The organism is Methyloversatilis universalis FAM5 (genome assembly GCF_000214035.2).
Classification (GTDB): Bacteria; Pseudomonadota; Gammaproteobacteria; order Burkholderiales; family Rhodocyclaceae; genus Methyloversatilis; species Methyloversatilis universalis.
In genome coordinates, this window is record NZ_AFHG01000029.1 from 317,626 (window position 1) to 334,023 (window position 16,398).

Annotated in this window: 16 protein-coding genes; 6 read left to right on the forward strand and 10 right to left on the reverse strand. The window is 65.2% G+C overall.

All coding sequences use genetic code 11. The features are described from left to right. Positions 1–62 precede the first annotated feature (62 nt). The 4 genes from METUNV1_RS02785 to METUNV1_RS02800 all read right to left on the reverse strand — a co-directional run bounded on the left by METUNV1_RS02785 (position 63) and on the right by METUNV1_RS02800 (position 2,263). Complete coding sequence (locus METUNV1_RS02785) at positions 63–641, reverse strand: C40 family peptidase (RefSeq protein ID WP_043358853.1); 579 nt, start codon at positions 639–641, stop codon at positions 63–65. Continuing rightward, complete coding sequence (locus METUNV1_RS02790; protein ID WP_008058618.1) at positions 628–1,329, reverse strand: SIMPL domain-containing protein; 702 nt, start codon at positions 1,327–1,329, stop codon at positions 628–630. The genes METUNV1_RS02785 and METUNV1_RS02790 overlap by 14 nt, the downstream gene beginning before the upstream one ends. A gap of 99 nt (positions 1,330–1,428) precedes the next feature. Further along, positions 1,429–1,638 carry a hypothetical protein gene (locus METUNV1_RS02795; protein ID WP_008058620.1) on the reverse strand — a complete coding sequence of 70 codons (210 nt, stop codon included), beginning with the start codon at positions 1,636–1,638 and terminating at the stop codon, positions 1,429–1,431. 94 nt (positions 1,639–1,732) lie between these two features. Further along, positions 1,733–2,263 (reverse strand): gamma carbonic anhydrase family protein, encoded by a 531-nt coding sequence (locus METUNV1_RS02800; protein ID WP_008058622.1) that lies wholly within the window; start codon positions 2,261–2,263, stop codon positions 1,733–1,735. Between the two features lie 132 nt (positions 2,264–2,395). Here METUNV1_RS02800 and METUNV1_RS02805 point away from each other — a divergent pair, with 132 nt between their 5' ends. Continuing rightward, on the forward strand, positions 2,396–2,665 hold the full coding sequence (locus tag METUNV1_RS02805; protein WP_008058624.1) for a hypothetical protein: 270 nt from the start codon (positions 2,396–2,398) through the stop codon (positions 2,663–2,665). A 67-nt stretch (positions 2,666–2,732) separates the two neighbouring features. Here METUNV1_RS02805 and fchA read toward each other — a convergent pair whose 3' ends face one another. The 5 genes from fchA to glyA all read right to left on the reverse strand — a co-directional run bounded on the left by fchA (position 2,733) and on the right by glyA (position 7,844). Then, a complete protein-coding gene (fchA, locus tag METUNV1_RS02810; RefSeq protein WP_008058626.1) occupies positions 2,733–3,362 on the reverse strand; it encodes a methenyltetrahydrofolate cyclohydrolase in 630 nt (209 codons plus the stop codon). A gap of 3 nt (positions 3,363–3,365) precedes the next feature. Next, positions 3,366–4,226 carry an NADP-dependent methylenetetrahydromethanopterin/methylenetetrahydrofolate dehydrogenase gene (locus tag METUNV1_RS02815; protein WP_008058627.1) on the reverse strand — a complete coding sequence of 287 codons (861 nt, stop codon included), beginning with the start codon at positions 4,224–4,226 and terminating at the stop codon, positions 3,366–3,368. A 78-nt stretch (positions 4,227–4,304) separates the two neighbouring features. Next, on the reverse strand, positions 4,305–5,255 hold the full coding sequence (locus METUNV1_RS02820) for a D-2-hydroxyacid dehydrogenase (protein WP_008058629.1): 951 nt from the start codon (positions 5,253–5,255) through the stop codon (positions 4,305–4,307). A gap of 90 nt (positions 5,256–5,345) precedes the next feature. Beyond that, on the reverse strand, positions 5,346–6,536 hold the full coding sequence (locus METUNV1_RS02825) for an aminotransferase class V-fold PLP-dependent enzyme (protein WP_008058631.1): 1,191 nt from the start codon (positions 6,534–6,536) through the stop codon (positions 5,346–5,348). A gap of 54 nt (positions 6,537–6,590) precedes the next feature. After that, positions 6,591–7,844, reverse strand: a complete 1,254-nt coding sequence (gene glyA / locus METUNV1_RS02830; RefSeq protein ID WP_008058633.1) for a serine hydroxymethyltransferase — start codon at positions 7,842–7,844, stop codon at positions 6,591–6,593. Positions 7,845–8,105: 261 nt separating this feature from the next. On the opposite strand from glyA, the gene METUNV1_RS02835 reads away from it, so the two are divergent. The 5 genes from METUNV1_RS02835 (at position 8,106) to METUNV1_RS02855 (ending at position 15,992) form a co-directional block, all read left to right on the forward strand. Continuing rightward, positions 8,106–9,281, forward strand: a complete 1,176-nt coding sequence (locus tag METUNV1_RS02835; RefSeq protein WP_008058634.1) for a malate--CoA ligase subunit beta — start codon at positions 8,106–8,108, stop codon at positions 9,279–9,281. A 116-nt stretch (positions 9,282–9,397) separates the two neighbouring features. After that, positions 9,398–10,285, forward strand: a complete 888-nt coding sequence (gene sucD / locus METUNV1_RS02840; protein ID WP_008058639.1) for a succinate--CoA ligase subunit alpha — start codon at positions 9,398–9,400, stop codon at positions 10,283–10,285. A gap of 95 nt (positions 10,286–10,380) precedes the next feature. Then, the gene (locus METUNV1_RS02845) at positions 10,381–13,122 is read left to right on the forward strand and encodes a phosphoenolpyruvate carboxylase (protein ID WP_043358855.1); all 2,742 of its coding nucleotides are present in this window, start codon (positions 10,381–10,383) and stop codon (positions 13,120–13,122) included. 58 nt (positions 13,123–13,180) lie between these two features. Beyond that, a complete protein-coding gene (locus METUNV1_RS02850) occupies positions 13,181–14,158 on the forward strand; it encodes an HpcH/HpaI aldolase/citrate lyase family protein (protein WP_008058643.1) in 978 nt (325 codons plus the stop codon). 160 nt (positions 14,159–14,318) lie between these two features. Continuing rightward, positions 14,319–15,992 (forward strand): formate--tetrahydrofolate ligase, encoded by a 1,674-nt coding sequence (locus tag METUNV1_RS02855; protein WP_008058645.1) that lies wholly within the window; start codon positions 14,319–14,321, stop codon positions 15,990–15,992. A gap of 63 nt (positions 15,993–16,055) precedes the next feature. On the opposite strand, the gene METUNV1_RS02860 is transcribed toward METUNV1_RS02855, so the two are convergent. Next, positions 16,056–16,398, reverse strand: a 343-nt coding sequence (locus tag METUNV1_RS02860) for an ANTAR domain-containing response regulator (protein WP_043358857.1), incomplete at its 5' end; no start/stop codon positions are given.

The following is a 16,398-nucleotide window of genomic DNA, read 5'->3' on the forward strand; positions in this document are numbered from 1 at the left end:
GGGCCCGGAATCGCTCGCGCTCAGCGCCTGAATTCAGTCAGGCCGCTTTCTCCCGCTCCGTTTCAGATGTCACGCCGCAGCGTGCGCAGTCCGCTGATGCGCGAGGCGAACCAGCCGCTGTCCAGCGCGTCGGTGCGCACATACTTGCCGCGCGTGCTCGGGGCGTGAATGAAGCGGCCCTCGCCGGCGTAGATGCCCATGTGGGAATAGTGCTTGCCGTTGGTGTTGAAGAACACCAGATCGCCCGGCTTCAGCGCGGTGCGCTCGACCGGCCGCGACAGGCTGGCGATCTGCGCCGCGTTGTGCGGCAGCCTGAGACCGGCCACCTGCTCGAAAATCCAGCTCACCATGCCGCTGCAGTCCAGACCGCTGTCCGGATTGCGGCCGCCGAAGCGGTAGTGGTTGCCGATCAGGCCCAGCGCATAGATGACCGCGTCCTGGGCGTGGCTGTCGTCGGCCAGCTGCAGCGCGGCCGCGTTCTGCGGTGGCCGGGACGGCGACGGGACTGGCGCCGGTTCAGGCCGGGCCACCGGCGGTTCCGGCGTGCTGGCGGGCGGCGGCAGCGTGCCGCAGCCCGCCAGCAGCGTGGCCGCAGCGAGGGCAAGCGCGCGCAGCGGCAACCTGAACTTACCTGCGGTCAATCTCGATCCGCCCGCTGATGTTCACGCTCACCCGCGACTCGCCGGCTTCGACTGGCATGTCCGCCATCGCCGCCTCGGCCATGGCGACCTTGGCCCGCATCATCGGCCGCGGCGGCGGCATGCCCGAGGTGTTGTTCACATTCATGTGCAGCACCCGCCAGTTGCCGCCGAGCGAGGCCGCGACGATTTTCGCGCGTGCGTTGAAGGCGGCGATGGCATCGGTGATGGCGGCGTTCTCGGCGTCGCGCGCGGCGTCCTCGCTCGGTTCCAGCGTGAGCTGGCCGACCGCCATCTGCGTCTGCAGCTTGCCCAGCAGTTCCGACAGTGCGGCCTGGTCCTTGGATTCGAGCAGCAGTTCGGAGCGCATGCGCCAGCTTTCGATGGTGCGTCCGTTCTTGCCGTAGACCGGATAGGTCGAGGTGTTGCCGCTGCGCACCTTCACGCTGGAATAGGGTTTTGCAGCGGCCAGCGAGGACTGGATGACCGCATTCACCTTCTTTGCCAGCGCACCGGGCGTGGCGTCGCTTAATTCGATGAAGGCGGTCGCGCGTGCGAGGTCGTTCGGTGCGAAGCGTGAGGCGTCGGCGTTGAGATCGACCACGATGCCTTCGCGTCGCGGCGCCGGCGTGTCGGCCGCCTGGGCCGTGCTGATGCAGGCTGCGAGCAGCAGCCAGGGAAGATGTTTCATGGGGCTCCCGCCGTCGTGATGACCGCGGAAGTATAGCCGGGTGGAATGAGGCGTATCCGCGGATGGCGCGGCCGCAGATGTTTCCGCGCGTGTCGGCGCTCAGCGCCGGCGGCGGATGTCGCGCTCCTCGTCCGCCTTGATGCGTACCGGCACGCGGGCGGGTTCGTCCGCGACCGCCGACAGCAGGGCCATGCCGAGCAGGGCCAGATAGCTGAGTACGGCGGCGCCGGCCGCTTCGCCATTGGCGGCGAGCATGACGGCGGGCAGCACGTGGGCGCCGGTGAAGAAGAACTGGGTGCGCTGGCTCATGGCGGTCATCCGGATGAAGAGATCTTTCGGATTAACGACCGTGCAGGGGGCGGGCTTGAGCCTTGGTGACGATGCGAAACAGAGTGCGGAGCCGTCAGCCGCGTTTCACCTCGATCATGCTGTCGCGGTAGATCCTTGATTTGTCGACATAGCCGGCGGCGCTGCGCATCAGGCCGGCCACTTCCTCGTCGCTGAGCTGGCGCACCACGCGACCGGGCGAACCCAGCACCAGCGAGCGGTCCGGGATGACCCGGCCTTCAGGGATCAGCGCATTGGCGCCGATCAGGCAGTGCCGGCCGATCACCACCCGGTTCAGGATGACCGCGTGAATGCCGACCAGCGAGCCGTCGCCCACGGTGCAGCCATGCAGCATGGCGTGGTGGCCGATGGTCACGTCGCTGCCTATGGTGAGCGGTACGCCGTCATCGATGTGCAGGACCGCGCCATCCTGTACATTCGAGCGCTCGCCGATCGAGATGTGGTCGTTGTCGGCGCGGATGACCGCTCCGAACCACACGCTGGTGTCGGCTTTCAGTTCGGCGTCGCCAATGATGGTGGCGTTGGGCGCGATCCAGGTGCTCGGATGGACGACGGGCGCCTGACCGTCGAGGGCGTAGAGGCTCATGCGGTATCCCGGTGGCCGCACCGTGAAGGTCCGGCGAAGATTTTGTGCAATGCAACCAGGGTCGCGATTGTACGCGCTTGCGGCGCTGGCCGCGCAAGCGGGGCAGGGCGGCCCCTTGAGAGGACGGATGACATGAACGAAGCGCTCGGCCGCTCGTTGGCCGATTTCGAGGCAGGACGCATCGACATGGATGCCCTGGTCGCCATCTGGCGCCGCCACGGTGTGGACGACACGGCGCTGCCGGCGAAATGGCGAGAGGTGCTCGACGGCCTGCTGATGCGGCTGGAGTCAGCCCGGCTGTTTTCGGGTGAAAGCTGTTCCTTCAGCCAGAGCGAACTGCTGGCGACCATGCGCGAATGGCTGAACCGGGTGCAGGCCCAGGTCCAGGCGCAGCAGCAGTAAGCCGGTCGGGCCGGCAATAAAAAAGGGCGCCCGCAGGCGCCCTGAACCCGATCAGTTACAGCGGAGGTCAGAGCTTGCTCTTGACCACCTCGACCACGCGGTCGGCTTCCGCCACCCACTTGGCCAGCAGTGCATCGGTTTCGGCGCGGCGCGATGCGGCGAAATCGGCGTCCTTGATGCTCGGGACGTTGATATCGACGTTCAGCGCAGCCGAGCGCAGCGCGGCCAGCGCGGCCAGCGCGGCCACGCCGGCGTCGGACACCACATTGGTGTTGCCTTTCTCGGCGGCGACCCGCGACAGCGCGATCACGTCGGCGCAGGCGCGGGCGCAGGCCAGCGGTGCGTCAGTGGCCTTCTTCAGACCTTCCTGGATCGCGGCCGAGCGCGCAGCCTTCTGCTCGTCCGTGTCCTTCGGCAGACCGTAGGCCGCCATCAGGCCGTCAAAGGCTTCGACGTCGGCGCGGATGAAGTCGGTCAGCCGGGTGCGCAGCGCTTCCGCCTTCGCCAGCAGATCCTTCATGTCGCCTTCGACCTCGACATAGGCCTTCTTGCCGATGGTGAGGTTACACACCATGCTCACCAGCGCGGCACCCATGCCACCCATGATGGCCGCGGCGCTGCCGCCGCCCGGCGTGGCTGCGCTGGAGGCCAGCTCGTCGAGGAAGGCGGTGACCGGCTTGTCCTTGATCTGGCTCATCGCTCAGCCCACCATGGTTTTCGCCATCGCGTAGATTTCCGACGCGTCGAGCGAAATGTCGTTGCTTTCGAACAGCTTGGCCACGCAGGCACGCTGCAGCGCGATCTTCAGTGCGCCGAAGCCGATGGCGCCGAACACGATCTTGCCGTGCTTGACCACGCCCTTGTCCATCATGTCCACGCCTTCGATGCCCAGCGGCGGTGTGGCGTTGGCGTCGGCGATCATTTCCAGCGTCGGGTTGTCCTTCCAGTGACGCTCTTCCAGCAGCTGGATGCCGCCGGCGCCGGTGGCGATCACCACGTTCGCGCCTCCGATGGCACGGGCACGGGCCTCGTTGTCGCCGGCTTCTGCAACGCCCACGTCGAGGTTGAAGTTGGCCTTGAGCTGCTTGGCCGCTTCTTCCGCGGTGGCGAGCTTGCGCGACACCAGCGTCACCGAGGCGCCTTCGCTGGCCAGCATCACCGCAGCGCGCGTACCGACCGGGCCGGTGCCGCCGAGGATGACCGCCTTCTTGCCCTTCAGCGAACCGCTGTGCGCCAGCCAGGCCACGCAGGCGGCTGCCGTCGTGTTCGAGCCGTTGGAATCCAGCATCACCGACACGCGGAAGTTGCCGAAGAAGCGCTTCTTGACCGCCTTGAACAGGGTTTCGCCCTCGGCCATGTTGCTGCCGCCGATGAAGATGGCGGTGTTCTTCTTGTCCTTCGGAGCGCGGGTGAAGATGGTGCCATCCACCATCGCGCCGACGTTGTGCGGATGCACGCCGCCGTAGCCGATCACGTGGTCCGCGCCGCCGTCGTGGCACACGACGCTGTCGAACACCGACGGATGTTCATCGGTATCGAACTGGTAAAGAAGCTTTTTCATTGTGATGTCTCGGATGTCTGGAAAGGTGGAATCCGCTGGCCGCACAGCCGACGGACCTTGCTGCGTGTCGCGCGGCGATCAGGTCACCGTGTTGACCGGGCTGCCCTTGACGAAGGCTTCCGCGTTGTCGACCAGCTGGTCGGCCAGGAACTGCATCGCGCCGTCCGAGGCCCAGGCCACGTGCGGCGTCAGGATGAAGTTGGGCAGGCGCAGGTCGAGCAGCGGGTTGCCTTCCTTCGGCGGTTCCTTGGTCAGCACGTCGAAGCCGGCACCGGCGATCACGCCTTCCTTCAGCGCGGTCACCAGGTCTTCTTCGTTGACCAGGCCGCCGCGGGCGGTATTGATCAGGATGGCGCTGCGCTTCATCTTGCGGAACTGTTCCATGCCGAACATGTTGCGGCTGTCGGCCGTCAGCGGGCAGTGCAGCGAAATGATGTCGGACTGGGCCAGCACCTCTTCGACCGGCGTGAATTCCACGCCCGGCGCCTTCGGACCCGGATGGTCGGCGAACAGCACCTTCATACCGAAGCCGCGCGCGATCTTGGCGGTGCCCTGACCGAGCACGCCTTCACCGAAAATGCCGATGGTGCTGTCGAACAGGTCGTAGATGGCGTGATCGAAGAAGCAGAACTGATCCACTTCCTGCCAGCGGCCGCGTTCGACGTCCTGACGGTAGGCGATGATGCTGCGACGCAGGGCCAGGATGAGCGCGAACGCATGTTCCGGCACGGTGTGCACCGCGTAGTTGCGGATGTTGGCGACCACGATGCCGCGTTCGCGGCAGGCCGGCACGTCGATCACGTCGTAGCCGGTGGCGGCGACGCCGATGTACTTCAGGTTCGGCAGCTGGGCCAGCACGTCGCCGCGCAGCGGCACCTTGTTGGTGAAGGCGACGGTGGCGTTCTTCAGACGTTCAACCACCTGTTCCGGCGAAGTCGTGTCGTACTCCTCCCAGGTGTGGTCGAAGGACGGGCGGCGGACGTTGGCCTTGAGCGTGGAGCGGTCCAGAAACACGACGTGATGCGACATGTTCTCTTCCCTTGTACTTATTGGATGTAAAAGGCCGGGCGAACCCGGCCGAGCAGACACGCGAGCCCGCACGAGGCGGGCCGCCGCATATTACTTGGCCTGCGGTGCGTGGGTGCGCCAGTAGGTCGACGCCGCGGCCACGCCCGAACCCGGGGTGACGTTGATGCCGTTGTCCAGCATGGACATTTCGGCGCCGGCGATCGCGCTCATCAGCGACAGGGCGTTCAGGTCGCCCAGGTGGCCGATGCGGAACACCTTGCCGGCAACCTTGGACAGGCCGGCGCCCAGCGACAGGTTGTACTTGGCGTAGGCGTTGCTGATCACCTTGGTCGCATCGAAGCCTTCCGGCACCAGGATGGCGCTGACCGTGTCCGAGTACCACTCGGGTGCCTTGGCGCACAGGTTCAGCTTCCAGCCTTCCTGGACAGCGGCGCGGACGCCGGAGGCCAGGTAGTTGTGGCGGGCGAAGATGTTTTCCAGGCCTTCTTCGAAGATGGTGTTCAGCGACTCACGCATGCCGTACAGCATCGGGATCGACGGCGTGTAGGGGAAGTAGCCGGTGGCGTTATTCTTCAGCATGTCGCCCAGGTCGAAGTAGCAGCGACGCGAGGTCGCGGTTTCCATCGCCTTCAGCGCCTTCGGGCTGACACCCAGAATGCCCATGCCGGCCGGCAGCATGAAGCCCTTCTGCGAACCGGACACTGCGCAGTCAACACCCCACTCGTCCATGCGGAAGTCGATCGACACCAGCGAGGACACGGTATCGACCATCAGCAGCGCCGGGTGGTTGGCGTTGTTGATCGCCTTGCGGACACGGCCGATGTCGCTGGTCACGCCGGTGGCGGTTTCGTTCTGGCAGGCCAGCACGGCCTTGATCTTGTGCTCCTTGTCAGCGCGCAGGATCTCTTCGTACTGGTCGTACGGCACGCCGGTGCCCCATTCGCAGTCCAGCACCTGGACTTCGAAGCCCATGCGCTGCGCCATGTCGGCCCACAGGTGGCTGAACTGGCCGAAGCGCGAACACAGGATCTTGTCGCCCGGCGACAGGGTGTTGGTCAGCGCGGCTTCCCACATGCCGGTGCCCGATGCCGGGAAGGTGAAGATGGTGCCTTCGGTGGTCTTGAACACCTTCTTCAGATCGGTCAGCACCGACAGCGCCAGTTCCGGGAACTTGGGCGAGCGGTGATCTTCCTGCGGCACGACCATGGCGCGAAGGATGCGCTCCGGCGTGTTGGTGGGACCCGGCACGTAGAGGTGATTGCGGCCAGCGATTCTAGACATGGCGAAACTCCTTATTAATTGCTTGGATGGATTCGGGGTGGCTGACGGGCGCGCTTACTTGCGGCCGTACACCGGGAAATCGGCGCACAGGCGGGTGACGTCGGCCGCGACGCGGGCGATCACCGCCTCGTCGTTCGGGGCGTCGAGCACGTCCACGATCAGGTTTGCAACCATCTTCGCCTCGGCTTCCTTAAAGCCGCGGGTCGTCATAGCAGGGCTGCCGATACGAATGCCACTCGTCACGAACGGCTTTTGCGGGTCGTTCGGGATGGAATTCTTGTTGACCGTGATGTGTGCACGGCCCAGCGCTGCTTCTGCGTCCTTGCCAGTGATGTTCTTGGCACGCAGATCGACGAGGAACAGGTGCGACTGGGTACGGCCCGAAACGATGCGCACGCCACGCTCGACGAGCGTTTCGGCCATCACCTGGGCATTCTTCAGCACCTGCTGCTGGTAGACCTTGAATTCCGGTGTCGCGGCTTCCTTGAAGGCGACGGCCTTGGCGGCGATGACGTGCATCAGCGGACCGCCCTGGATACCCGGGAAAATCATCGAGTTCAGCGGCTTCTCGAACTCTGCCTTGGCCATGATCACGCCACCGCGCGGGCCGCGCAGGGTCTTGTGCGTGGTCGAGGTGACGAAGTCGGCGATGCCGATCGGGCTCGGGTACAGGCCGGCGGCGACCAGGCCGGAGTAGTGGGCCATGTCGACCAGCAGATACGCACCGACCGAATCGGCGATTTCACGGAAACGCTTGAAATCGATGTGCAGTGCGTAGGCCGAGGCGCCGGCCACGATCATCTTCGGCTTGTGTTCCTTGGCCAGCGCTTCGACCTGTGCATAGTCGATCGCTTCGGTTTCCGGATCCAGGCCGTAGGCCACGCCCTTGTAGATCTTGCCGGAAAAGTTCACCGACGAGCCGTGGGTCAGGTGACCGCCGTGGGCCAGCGACATGCCCAGGATCGTATCGCCCGGCTGCAGCATCGCCATGTAGACGCCGGCGTTCGCCTGCGAACCCGAATGCGGCTGCACGTTGGCATACTCGGCGCCGAACAGCGACTTCAGACGGTCGATCGCCAGCTGTTCGGCGACGTCGACATGCTCACAGCCACCGTAGTAGCGCTTGCCCGGGTAACCCTCGGCATACTTGTTCGTCAGTACCGAACCCTGCGCTTCCATGACCGCCGGGCTGGCGTAGTTTTCCGACGCGATCAGCTCGATGTGGTGCTCCTGGCGAGCGTATTCCGCCTCCATGGCCGCCCACAGTTCGGGGTCGGACTGGGCAATGGTCATTTTCGGGTCGAACATTCGGATTACCTTTCTGATGTGAGCTTTCGGCCTGCGTTTCCGCGAGACCTTATGAAGTAATGCAAGGCGATCGGACTATATCTGATGCATCCACGGCCTCGTATCGGACTTTCTTATCGCCGTGATAAGTATAAGTGAAGCTTAATTGAAAACAGGTCATCCATAATTCTTTCCAACGAATACCGGCATTCGGCCCGGCCCGGATGCCTCGCGGTCCAGCGATGGGCCACCCCTTATCTTCCTTACGACAGAAGGTGAAGCATGGACATTCACGAGTACCAAGCGAAAGAGCTCCTGGCGGGCTTCGGAGTGCCGGTGCCGCGCGGCAGCGTGGCCTACAGCCCGGATCAGGCCGTGTATACGGCGACCGAACTGGGCGGCTGGCACTGGGCGGTGAAGGCCCAGGTGCACTCCGGAGCCCGCGGCAAGGCCGGCGGCATCAAGCTGTGCAAGACCTACCATGAGGTCGATGCCGCCGCCCGCGAACTGCTGGGCAAGCGTCTCGTGACCATCCAGACCGGTCCCGAAGGCAAGCCGGTGCAGCGCGTCTATGTCGAGGTCGCCGAGCCCTTTGAACGCGAACTCTATCTGGGCATCGTGCTGGACCGCAAAGCCGAGCGCGTTCGCGTCATCGCCTCTGCCGAAGGTGGGATGGAAATTGAAGAATTGGCACACAGTGCTCCGGAAAAGATCATGCAGGTCGTGGTCGAGCCGGCTGTGGGCCTGCAGGCCTTCCAGGCCCGCCAGATCGCCTTCGGTCTGGGCCTGAACATCAAGCAGGTATCGCGTGCGGTGACCGCGATCATGGGCGCCTACCGCGCCTTCCGCGATCTTGACGCCACCATGGTCGAAATCAACCCGCTGGTCGTCACCAAGGACGACCGCGTGCTGGCGCTGGACGCCAAGATGTCCTTCGACGACAACGCGATGTTCCGCCAGCGTGCCGTGGCCGACATGCGCGATCCGTCGCAGGAGGATCCGCGCGAAGTGCAGGCCGCCGAGCACAACCTGAACTACGTCGGTCTCGATGGTGACATCGGCTGCATCATCAATGGCGCCGGTCTGGCCATGGCCACCATGGACACCATCAAGTACGCCGGTGGCGCCCCGGCCAACTTCCTCGACGTCGGTGGCGGTGCTTCGCCCGAGCGCGTGGCCAATTCCTTCCGTCTGGTGCTGTCGGACAAGAACGTGAAGGCCATCCTGGTCAACATCTTCGCCGGTATCAACCGCTGCGACTGGGTTGCCCAGGGCGTGGTTCAGGCCTGCAACGACATCGATATCACGGTGCCGCTCATCGTCCGTCTCGCCGGTACGAACGAGGAAGAGGGGCGCCGCATCATCCGTGAGAGCGGTCTGCCCATCATCAGCGCCGATTCGCTGACCGAAGCGGCCCAGAAGGCGGTCGATGCCGCCCGCGCCCACGCCGCCAGCTGAGTGAATAGACCCCCACGCTCACTCCGCTCGCTGCCCCGCGAGGGGGCTGCATCCGCCCCTGGGGCGGCCCGGCGGGCGGCGCGCGGCGGATAACCGATGCACACGAGGATTTAGTTATGAGCATTCTGATCAACGAAAAGACCAAGATCATCGTCCAGGGCTTCACCGGCGACAAAGGGACCTTCCACGCCAAGGAAATGATCGAGTACGGCACCAACGTCGTCGGCGGCGTGACCCCGGGCAAGGGCGGTACCACCCATCTCGGCAAGCCGGTGTTCGATACCGTGGCCGATGCGGTCGCCGCGACCGGTGCCGAAGCGTCCATCACCTTCGTTGCGCCGGCCTTCTGCGCCGACGCCATCATGGAAGCGGCGGACGCCGGCATCCAGCTGGTGTGCTCGATCACCGACGGCATCCCGGCGCAGGACATGATGCGGGTGAAGCGCTACTTCATGCGCTACCCGAAAGAACGCCGCACGCTGATGGTCGGCCCGAACTGCGCCGGCATCATCAGCCCGGGCAAGGCCATGCTGGGCATCATGCCGGGCCACATCTACAAGCAGGGCAACGTGGGCATCGTGTCGCGTTCGGGCACGCTGGGCTACGAAGCGGCCGCACAGATGAAGGCGCTGGGCATCGGCGTGTCGACCTCGGTCGGCATCGGCGGTGACCCGATCAACGGCTCGTCCTTCCTCGACCACCTGATGAAGTTCCAGGACGACCCGGACACCCACGCCGTGGTGATGATCGGCGAAATCGGTGGTCCGCAGGAAGCCGAGGCCTCTGCCTGGGTGAAGGAAAACATGAAGAAGCCGGTGATCGGCTACGTCGCCGGCCTGACCGCACCGAAGGGCCGCCGCATGGGCCACGCGGGCGCCATCATCTCGGCCGCCGGTGATTCGGCCGCCGAGAAGTCGGAAATCATGCGTTCCTTCGGCCTGACCGTCGCACCGAGCGCCGGCGAGCTGGGCAGCACCGTGGCCTCGGTTCTGGCCAGGCTGTAAGCGCAGAGCAGCACGGGGCGTGCGGAGCGCGCCCTGCTTTCCGTCCGCCCCGGTGGGGCGGACGCCCGTCACCAGCCTGCGAGACTCCCACCGTGGTGAGTGATCCCATTTCCGTCCCCGCGTCGGCCGACGCCTCCGGGGCGGCCTTCTCGGAAAAGGCGATCGACCTGCTGTTTTCGCTGCTGCGCGAAGTGGTCGAACGTCACCATCCGGAACTGCTGCCCGTACTGGCCGGCGAATCCGGCAACACGCTGTCCCCCCAGATGCTGGGCCGTGCCATCCAGGCGCAGGGCATCCTGTTCCAGCTGCTGTCCATCGCCGAACAGAACGGCGGCATGCGCAAGCGCCGCGAAGTCGAGCGACTGCAGGGCCGTGAGGCGCTGCCCGGCTCCTTCGCCAATGTGCTGGCCTCCGCGAAGAAGGCCGGCCTGTCGGCCGAGCGCGTGCGCGAAGCCTTTGCCGGTCTGAAAGTGCGCCCGGTGCTGACCGCGCACCCGACCGAAGCCAAGCGCGTGACCGTGCTGGAGCGTCACCGCCGCATCTACCGCATGCTGATCGAGCTGGAATCGCCGCGCTGGACGCCGCGCGAGCGCCACGATCTCGAAGACACGTTGCGCAACGAGATCGAACTGCTGTGGCTGACCGGCGAACTGCGGTTGGAAAAGCCGAATGTGTCGCAGGAAATCGCCTGGGGCCTGCATTTCTTCAATGAAACGCTGTTCGAGGTCGGCCCGGACGTGCTGGCGCGCGCCGACGAGGCGATGGCGCAGCATTTCGGCGAGGCCAACCTGCCCGGCTTCCTGGAATTCGGTTCCTGGATAGGCGGCGACCGCGACGGCAATCCTTTCGTCACCAACGCGATCACGCGCGGCGCACTGATCGAGTGCCGGCTGGCCGCACTGCGCCGTCACCGCCAGTCGGTGCTTGAACTGCTGCGCGGGCTGTCGGTGACCGAAGCTTCGCTCACCCTGTCCGGCGACTTCCGCGATGCGCTCACGCTGGCGCTGGAAGAGAGCGGCGAAGGCAATGTGATCGCCGCCCGCAATCCGGGCGAGCCCTTCCGCCAGTTCCTGGTGTGCGTGCTGAACAAGCTGGACGACACCATCGCCTGTACCGAAGCGGAAGAGGGCGCGGCCTGCCGCCGCGGCTACGAATCCGCCGACCGGCTGGTGACCGATCTGCGCACGCTGGAAGCCGGGTTGCGCGATTCGAAACTGGGGCGTCTGGCCGACACCGAAGTGGTGCCGCTGCGCCGCCAGGTCGATCTGTTCCGCTTCAGCACCGTACGGCTCGACGTGCGCGAGAACTCCACCCGGGTCACCCAGACGCTGGAAGCGCTGTGGCGCGTCAGCCGCGGCGAGCCGGACGATGTAGCCGCGCCGGCGCAGGACGGCAAGGAATGGCAGGCCTGGCTGATGGCCGAACTGGCCGCGCCGCGCACCGGCATGCGCGACCTCTCCGGCCTGCCGGCGGTGGCCAACGAAACGCTGGGTCTGTTCCGGCTGATCGCCGACATGCGGCCCAAGGTGGGTCGTGAAGCCTTCGGCAGCTTCATCCTGAGCATGACCCGCAACGCGTCCGACGTGCTGGGCGTGTATCTGCTGGCCAAGGAAGCCGGCCTGTTCGCCGATCCGGCCGGGGTGGAGCGCTGTTCGCTGCCCATCATGCCGCTGTTCGAAACCATCGACGACCTGCGCCGCGCCCCGGCCATCATGCGCGAACTGCTGGCGCTGCCGCTGGTCAAGCGCTCGGTGCGCGCGCTCGGCGGCGTGCAGGAAGTGATGATCGGCTACTCCGATTCGAACAAGGACGGAGGCTTCCTGTCGTCGAACTGGGAACTGTTCAAGGCGCAGCAGAAGCTGACCGCGGTCGGTACCGAAGCGGGCGTGAAGATCGCCTTCTTCCACGGCCGCGGCGGTTCGGTGAGCCGCGGCGGCGTGCCCGCCGGCCGCGCCATCGGCGCCCAGCCGCGCGGCTCCATCCAGGGGCTGTTCCGGCTGACCGAACAGGGCGAGGTCATTTCCAGCAAGTACGCGAACAAGGGCACCGCCGCCTTCAATCTCGAACTGCTGGCCGCCAGCGTGTTCGATCACGCGCTGAAGTCGCAGGCCGCTGCGGGCTCGTCCTCCAGTCCGGAGTTCGATGACGCGCTGGAAGCGCTGTCGGGTGCCGCCCACGCGGCCTATCAGAACCTGATTTCGAATCCGGCGCTGGTCGCCTATTTCCAGGAAGCCAGCCCGCTCGAGGAAATATCGCTGCTCAACATCGGCTCGCGTCCGGCCCGCCGTTTCGGCGCAAAGTCGCTGGCCGAACTGCGCGCGATTCCCTGGGTGTTCGCCTGGTCGCAGAACCGCCACATCGTCACCGGCTGGTACGGCGTGGGGTCCAGTCTCGCGAATTTCATCGAGGTGCGCGGCAGTCGCGGCGAAGCGCTGCTGGCCCGCATGTTCGACGAATCGCCGCTGTTCCGCCTCATCGTCGACGAGGTGGAAAAGACGCTGGCGGTGGTCGATCTGGACATCGCCCGCGAATACAGCCAGCTGGTGGCCGACGCCGGCGTGCGCGAACAGGTGTTCGGCATGATCGCGCGCGAATACGACATCACCCGCGCGCAGATCCTGCGCCTGTCGGGCACCCGCGGCCTGGCCGAGCGCTTCCCGGAATACCGCCAGAAGCTGGATCACCGGCTGCCGGTGGTCAATCAGGTGAGCCGCCAGCAGGTGTCGCTGCTGCGCGCCTTCCGGATGACCGAGGACGCGGTGCGCAAGGAGGAATTCCGCAAGACCCTGCTGCTGTCGATCAACTGCGTGTCCGCCGGCTTCGGCGCGACCGGCTGATCCCGTCGTAGAACCGCTTTCAAACCGCTTTCAAGCCATTCCAACCGAGGAGTTTCACATGAGCTTCACGATCATCGAACAAGCCACGCCCCGCCTGCACCGTTCCGAACTGGCCGTTCCGGGTTCCAACCCGGCCATGTTCGAAAAGGCGGCCAAGTCCGCTGCCGACATCATCTTCCTGGACTGCGAGGACGCGGTCGCGCCGGATGACAAGGAGCAGGCCCGCAAGAACATCATCGAAGGCCTGAACGACATCGACTGGGGCAACAAGACCATGATGGTGCGCATCAACGGTCTGGACACCCACTACATGTACCGCGACGTGGTCGACATCGTCGAAGCCTGCCCGCGCCTCGACATGATCCTGATTCCGAAGGCCGGTACCGCCGCAGACGTGTATGCGGTCGACATGATGGTCACCCAGATCGAGGCGGCCAAGAAGCGCACCAAGCGCATCGGCTTCGAAGTGCTGATCGAGACCGCGCTCGGCATGGCCAACGTCGAAGCGATCGCGCAGTCGTCGAAGCGCCTGGAAGCGATGAGCTTCGGCGTCGCCGACTACGCCGCCTCGACCCGTGCCCGCACCACCGTGATCGGTGGCGTGAACAAGGACAGCGTGGTGCTGACCGACAAGGACGAGCAGGGCAACCGCCAGTCCTTCTGGACCGATCCGTGGCACGCCGCGCAGACCCGCATGATGGTGGCCTGCCGCGCCTACGGCCTGCGTCCGATCGACGGCCCGTTTGGTGACTTCAATGATCCCGAGGGCTATATTGCAGCGGCGAATCGCGCCGCCGTGCTGGGTTACGAAGGCAAGTGGGCGATCCATCCGTCGCAGATCGAACTGGCCAACAAGGTCTACACGCCGTCGGACGCTGAAGTGACCAAGGCACGCCGCATTCTCGAAGCGATGGCCCAGGCCGCGAAGGAAGGCCGCGGTGCCGTTTCGCTCGACGGTCGCCTGATCGACATCGCCAGCATCCGCATGGCCGAAGCACTGATCGCGAAGGCCGACACGATCGCTGCAGCACGCTGACCTCCGGGGTCGGCATGAAGGCATGGCCGGGGAGGTGCCCGGCCATGGGAGCTACAGGTACAGAACGAAGAGGAACCCGACAGCACAACACACGCAGCAACGGCGGGTAGTGAGGCCCGCCGCTCCACAACCGATTTACGACTAAACGGAAAAAACCAATATGGCATCCGATATCGAAATCGCCCAGCAGGCGAAAATGCAGCGCATCAGCCAGGTGGTGTCCAAGCTGGGCATCCCGGAAGACGCGATCGAACCCTATGGCCACTACAAGGCCAAGGTGTCCCTCGAATACCTGAACAGCCTGAAGGACCGTCCGGACGGCAAGCTCATCCTGGTCACCGCGATCAGCCCTACCCCGGCCGGCGAGGGCAAGACCACGACCACGGTGGGTCTGGGCGATGCGCTGAACCGTATCGGCAAGAAGACCATGATCTGTCTGCGCGAGCCCTCGCTCGGACCGGTGTTCGGCGTGAAGGGCGGCGCGGCCGGCGGCGGCTACGCCCAGATCGTGCCGATGGAAGACATCAACCTGCACTTCACCGGCGATTTTCACGCCATCGGTGCCGCGCACAACCTGCTGTCGGCGCTGATCGACAACCACATCAACCACGGCAACGAACTGCGCATCGATCCGCGGCTGATCCAGTGGAAGCGCGTGGTCGACATGAATGACCGCGCGCTGCGCAAGATCACCATCGGTCTCGGCGGCACCGCCAACGGCTTCGTGCGTGAGGACGGCTACGACATCGTGGTCGCGTCCGAAGTGATGGCCATCCTGTGTCTGGCCAATTCGATGACCGACCTGAAGGAACGCCTCGGCCGCATCATCATCGGCTACACGCTGGGCGACAAGAAGCCGGTGTACGCGAGCGACCTGAAGGCGCAGGGCGCCATGGCGACGCTGCTGAAGGACGCGATCAAGCCGAACATCGTGCAGACGCTGGAAAACAACCCGGCCATCATCCACGGCGGTCCGTTCGCCAACATCGCGCACGGCTGCAACTCGGTATCGGCCACCAGGGCCGGCCTGAAGATGGCCGACTACGTGGTGACCGAAGCCGGCTTCGGCGCCGACCTCGGTGCCGAGAAGTTCATCGACATCAAGTGCCGCATGGCGGGGCTGAAGCCCTCCGCCGTGGTGCTGGTCGCCACCATCCGCGCGCTGAAGTTCCACGGCGGCGTGAAGAAGGAAGACCTGAACCAGGAGAACCTCGACGCGCTGTCCAAGGGCATCGTCAACATCGAGCGTCACCTGAAGAACATCACCGAGCATTACGGTCTGCCCTGCGTCGTGTCGGTGAACCACTTCACCTTCGACACGGACGCTGAAATCGCGCTGCTGAAGGGCCGCATCGAAGCGCTGGGCGGCAAGTTCGTGATCGCCCGCCACTGGGCGAACGGCGGCGCCGGTGCCGAGGAACTGGCGCGCATGGTGGCCGACATCTGCGACAACGCGCCGGGTCAGCACAAGTTCGTGTACGACGAGAACGCCCCGCTGCAGGACAAGATCACCGCCATCGCCACCAAAATCTACGGCGCCGGTGAGGTCACCTTCTCCGACGCCGCCCGCAAGCAGCTCGAAAGCTGGAACGCCGACTACGGCCGCTTCCCGGTCTGCATGGCGAAGACCCAGATGTCCTTCTCGGCCGACCCGAACGCCAAGGGCGCACCGAGCGGCCACAAGCTCAACGTCCGTGAAGTGCGCCTGGCCAACGGCGCCGGTTTCGTGGTCGCCATCTGCGGCGACATGATGACCATGCCGGGCCTGCCCAAGGTGCCGGCGTCGGAAAAGATCGACATCGACGAGCACGGCAAGGTGTCGGGTCTGTTCTGACCGTTCTTTCGCTGCAATGACAAAGGCCGCCTCCGGGCGGCCTTTGTCATTGCAATGCTTCAGTCATCGTCCGGACAGGATTTCGTCCGCATGGATGATGGCCCGCGCGATCTCCTCGGTCGGGATGCGCTTGCTCATCGCCTGTTCGCGGATGATCTTGTAGGCCTCGGCGTCGCTGACCCCACGGGTGCGCATCAGGATGGCCTTGGCGTCGTTGATCTGGTTCACGCTGAGCAGCTTCTGCTCCAGCCGCTGCACCCTTTTCTTGTAGCCGCGCATTTCCTGCGTCAGGCCGACGGTGAGCACCAGTGAGGCGAGTACGCCGGTCGAGCGCAGCGGCGCGCTCAGCACACCGGTCGCGCCCATGCGCAGCATGACTTCGAAAATGGTCGGGTTCTCGTAGCCG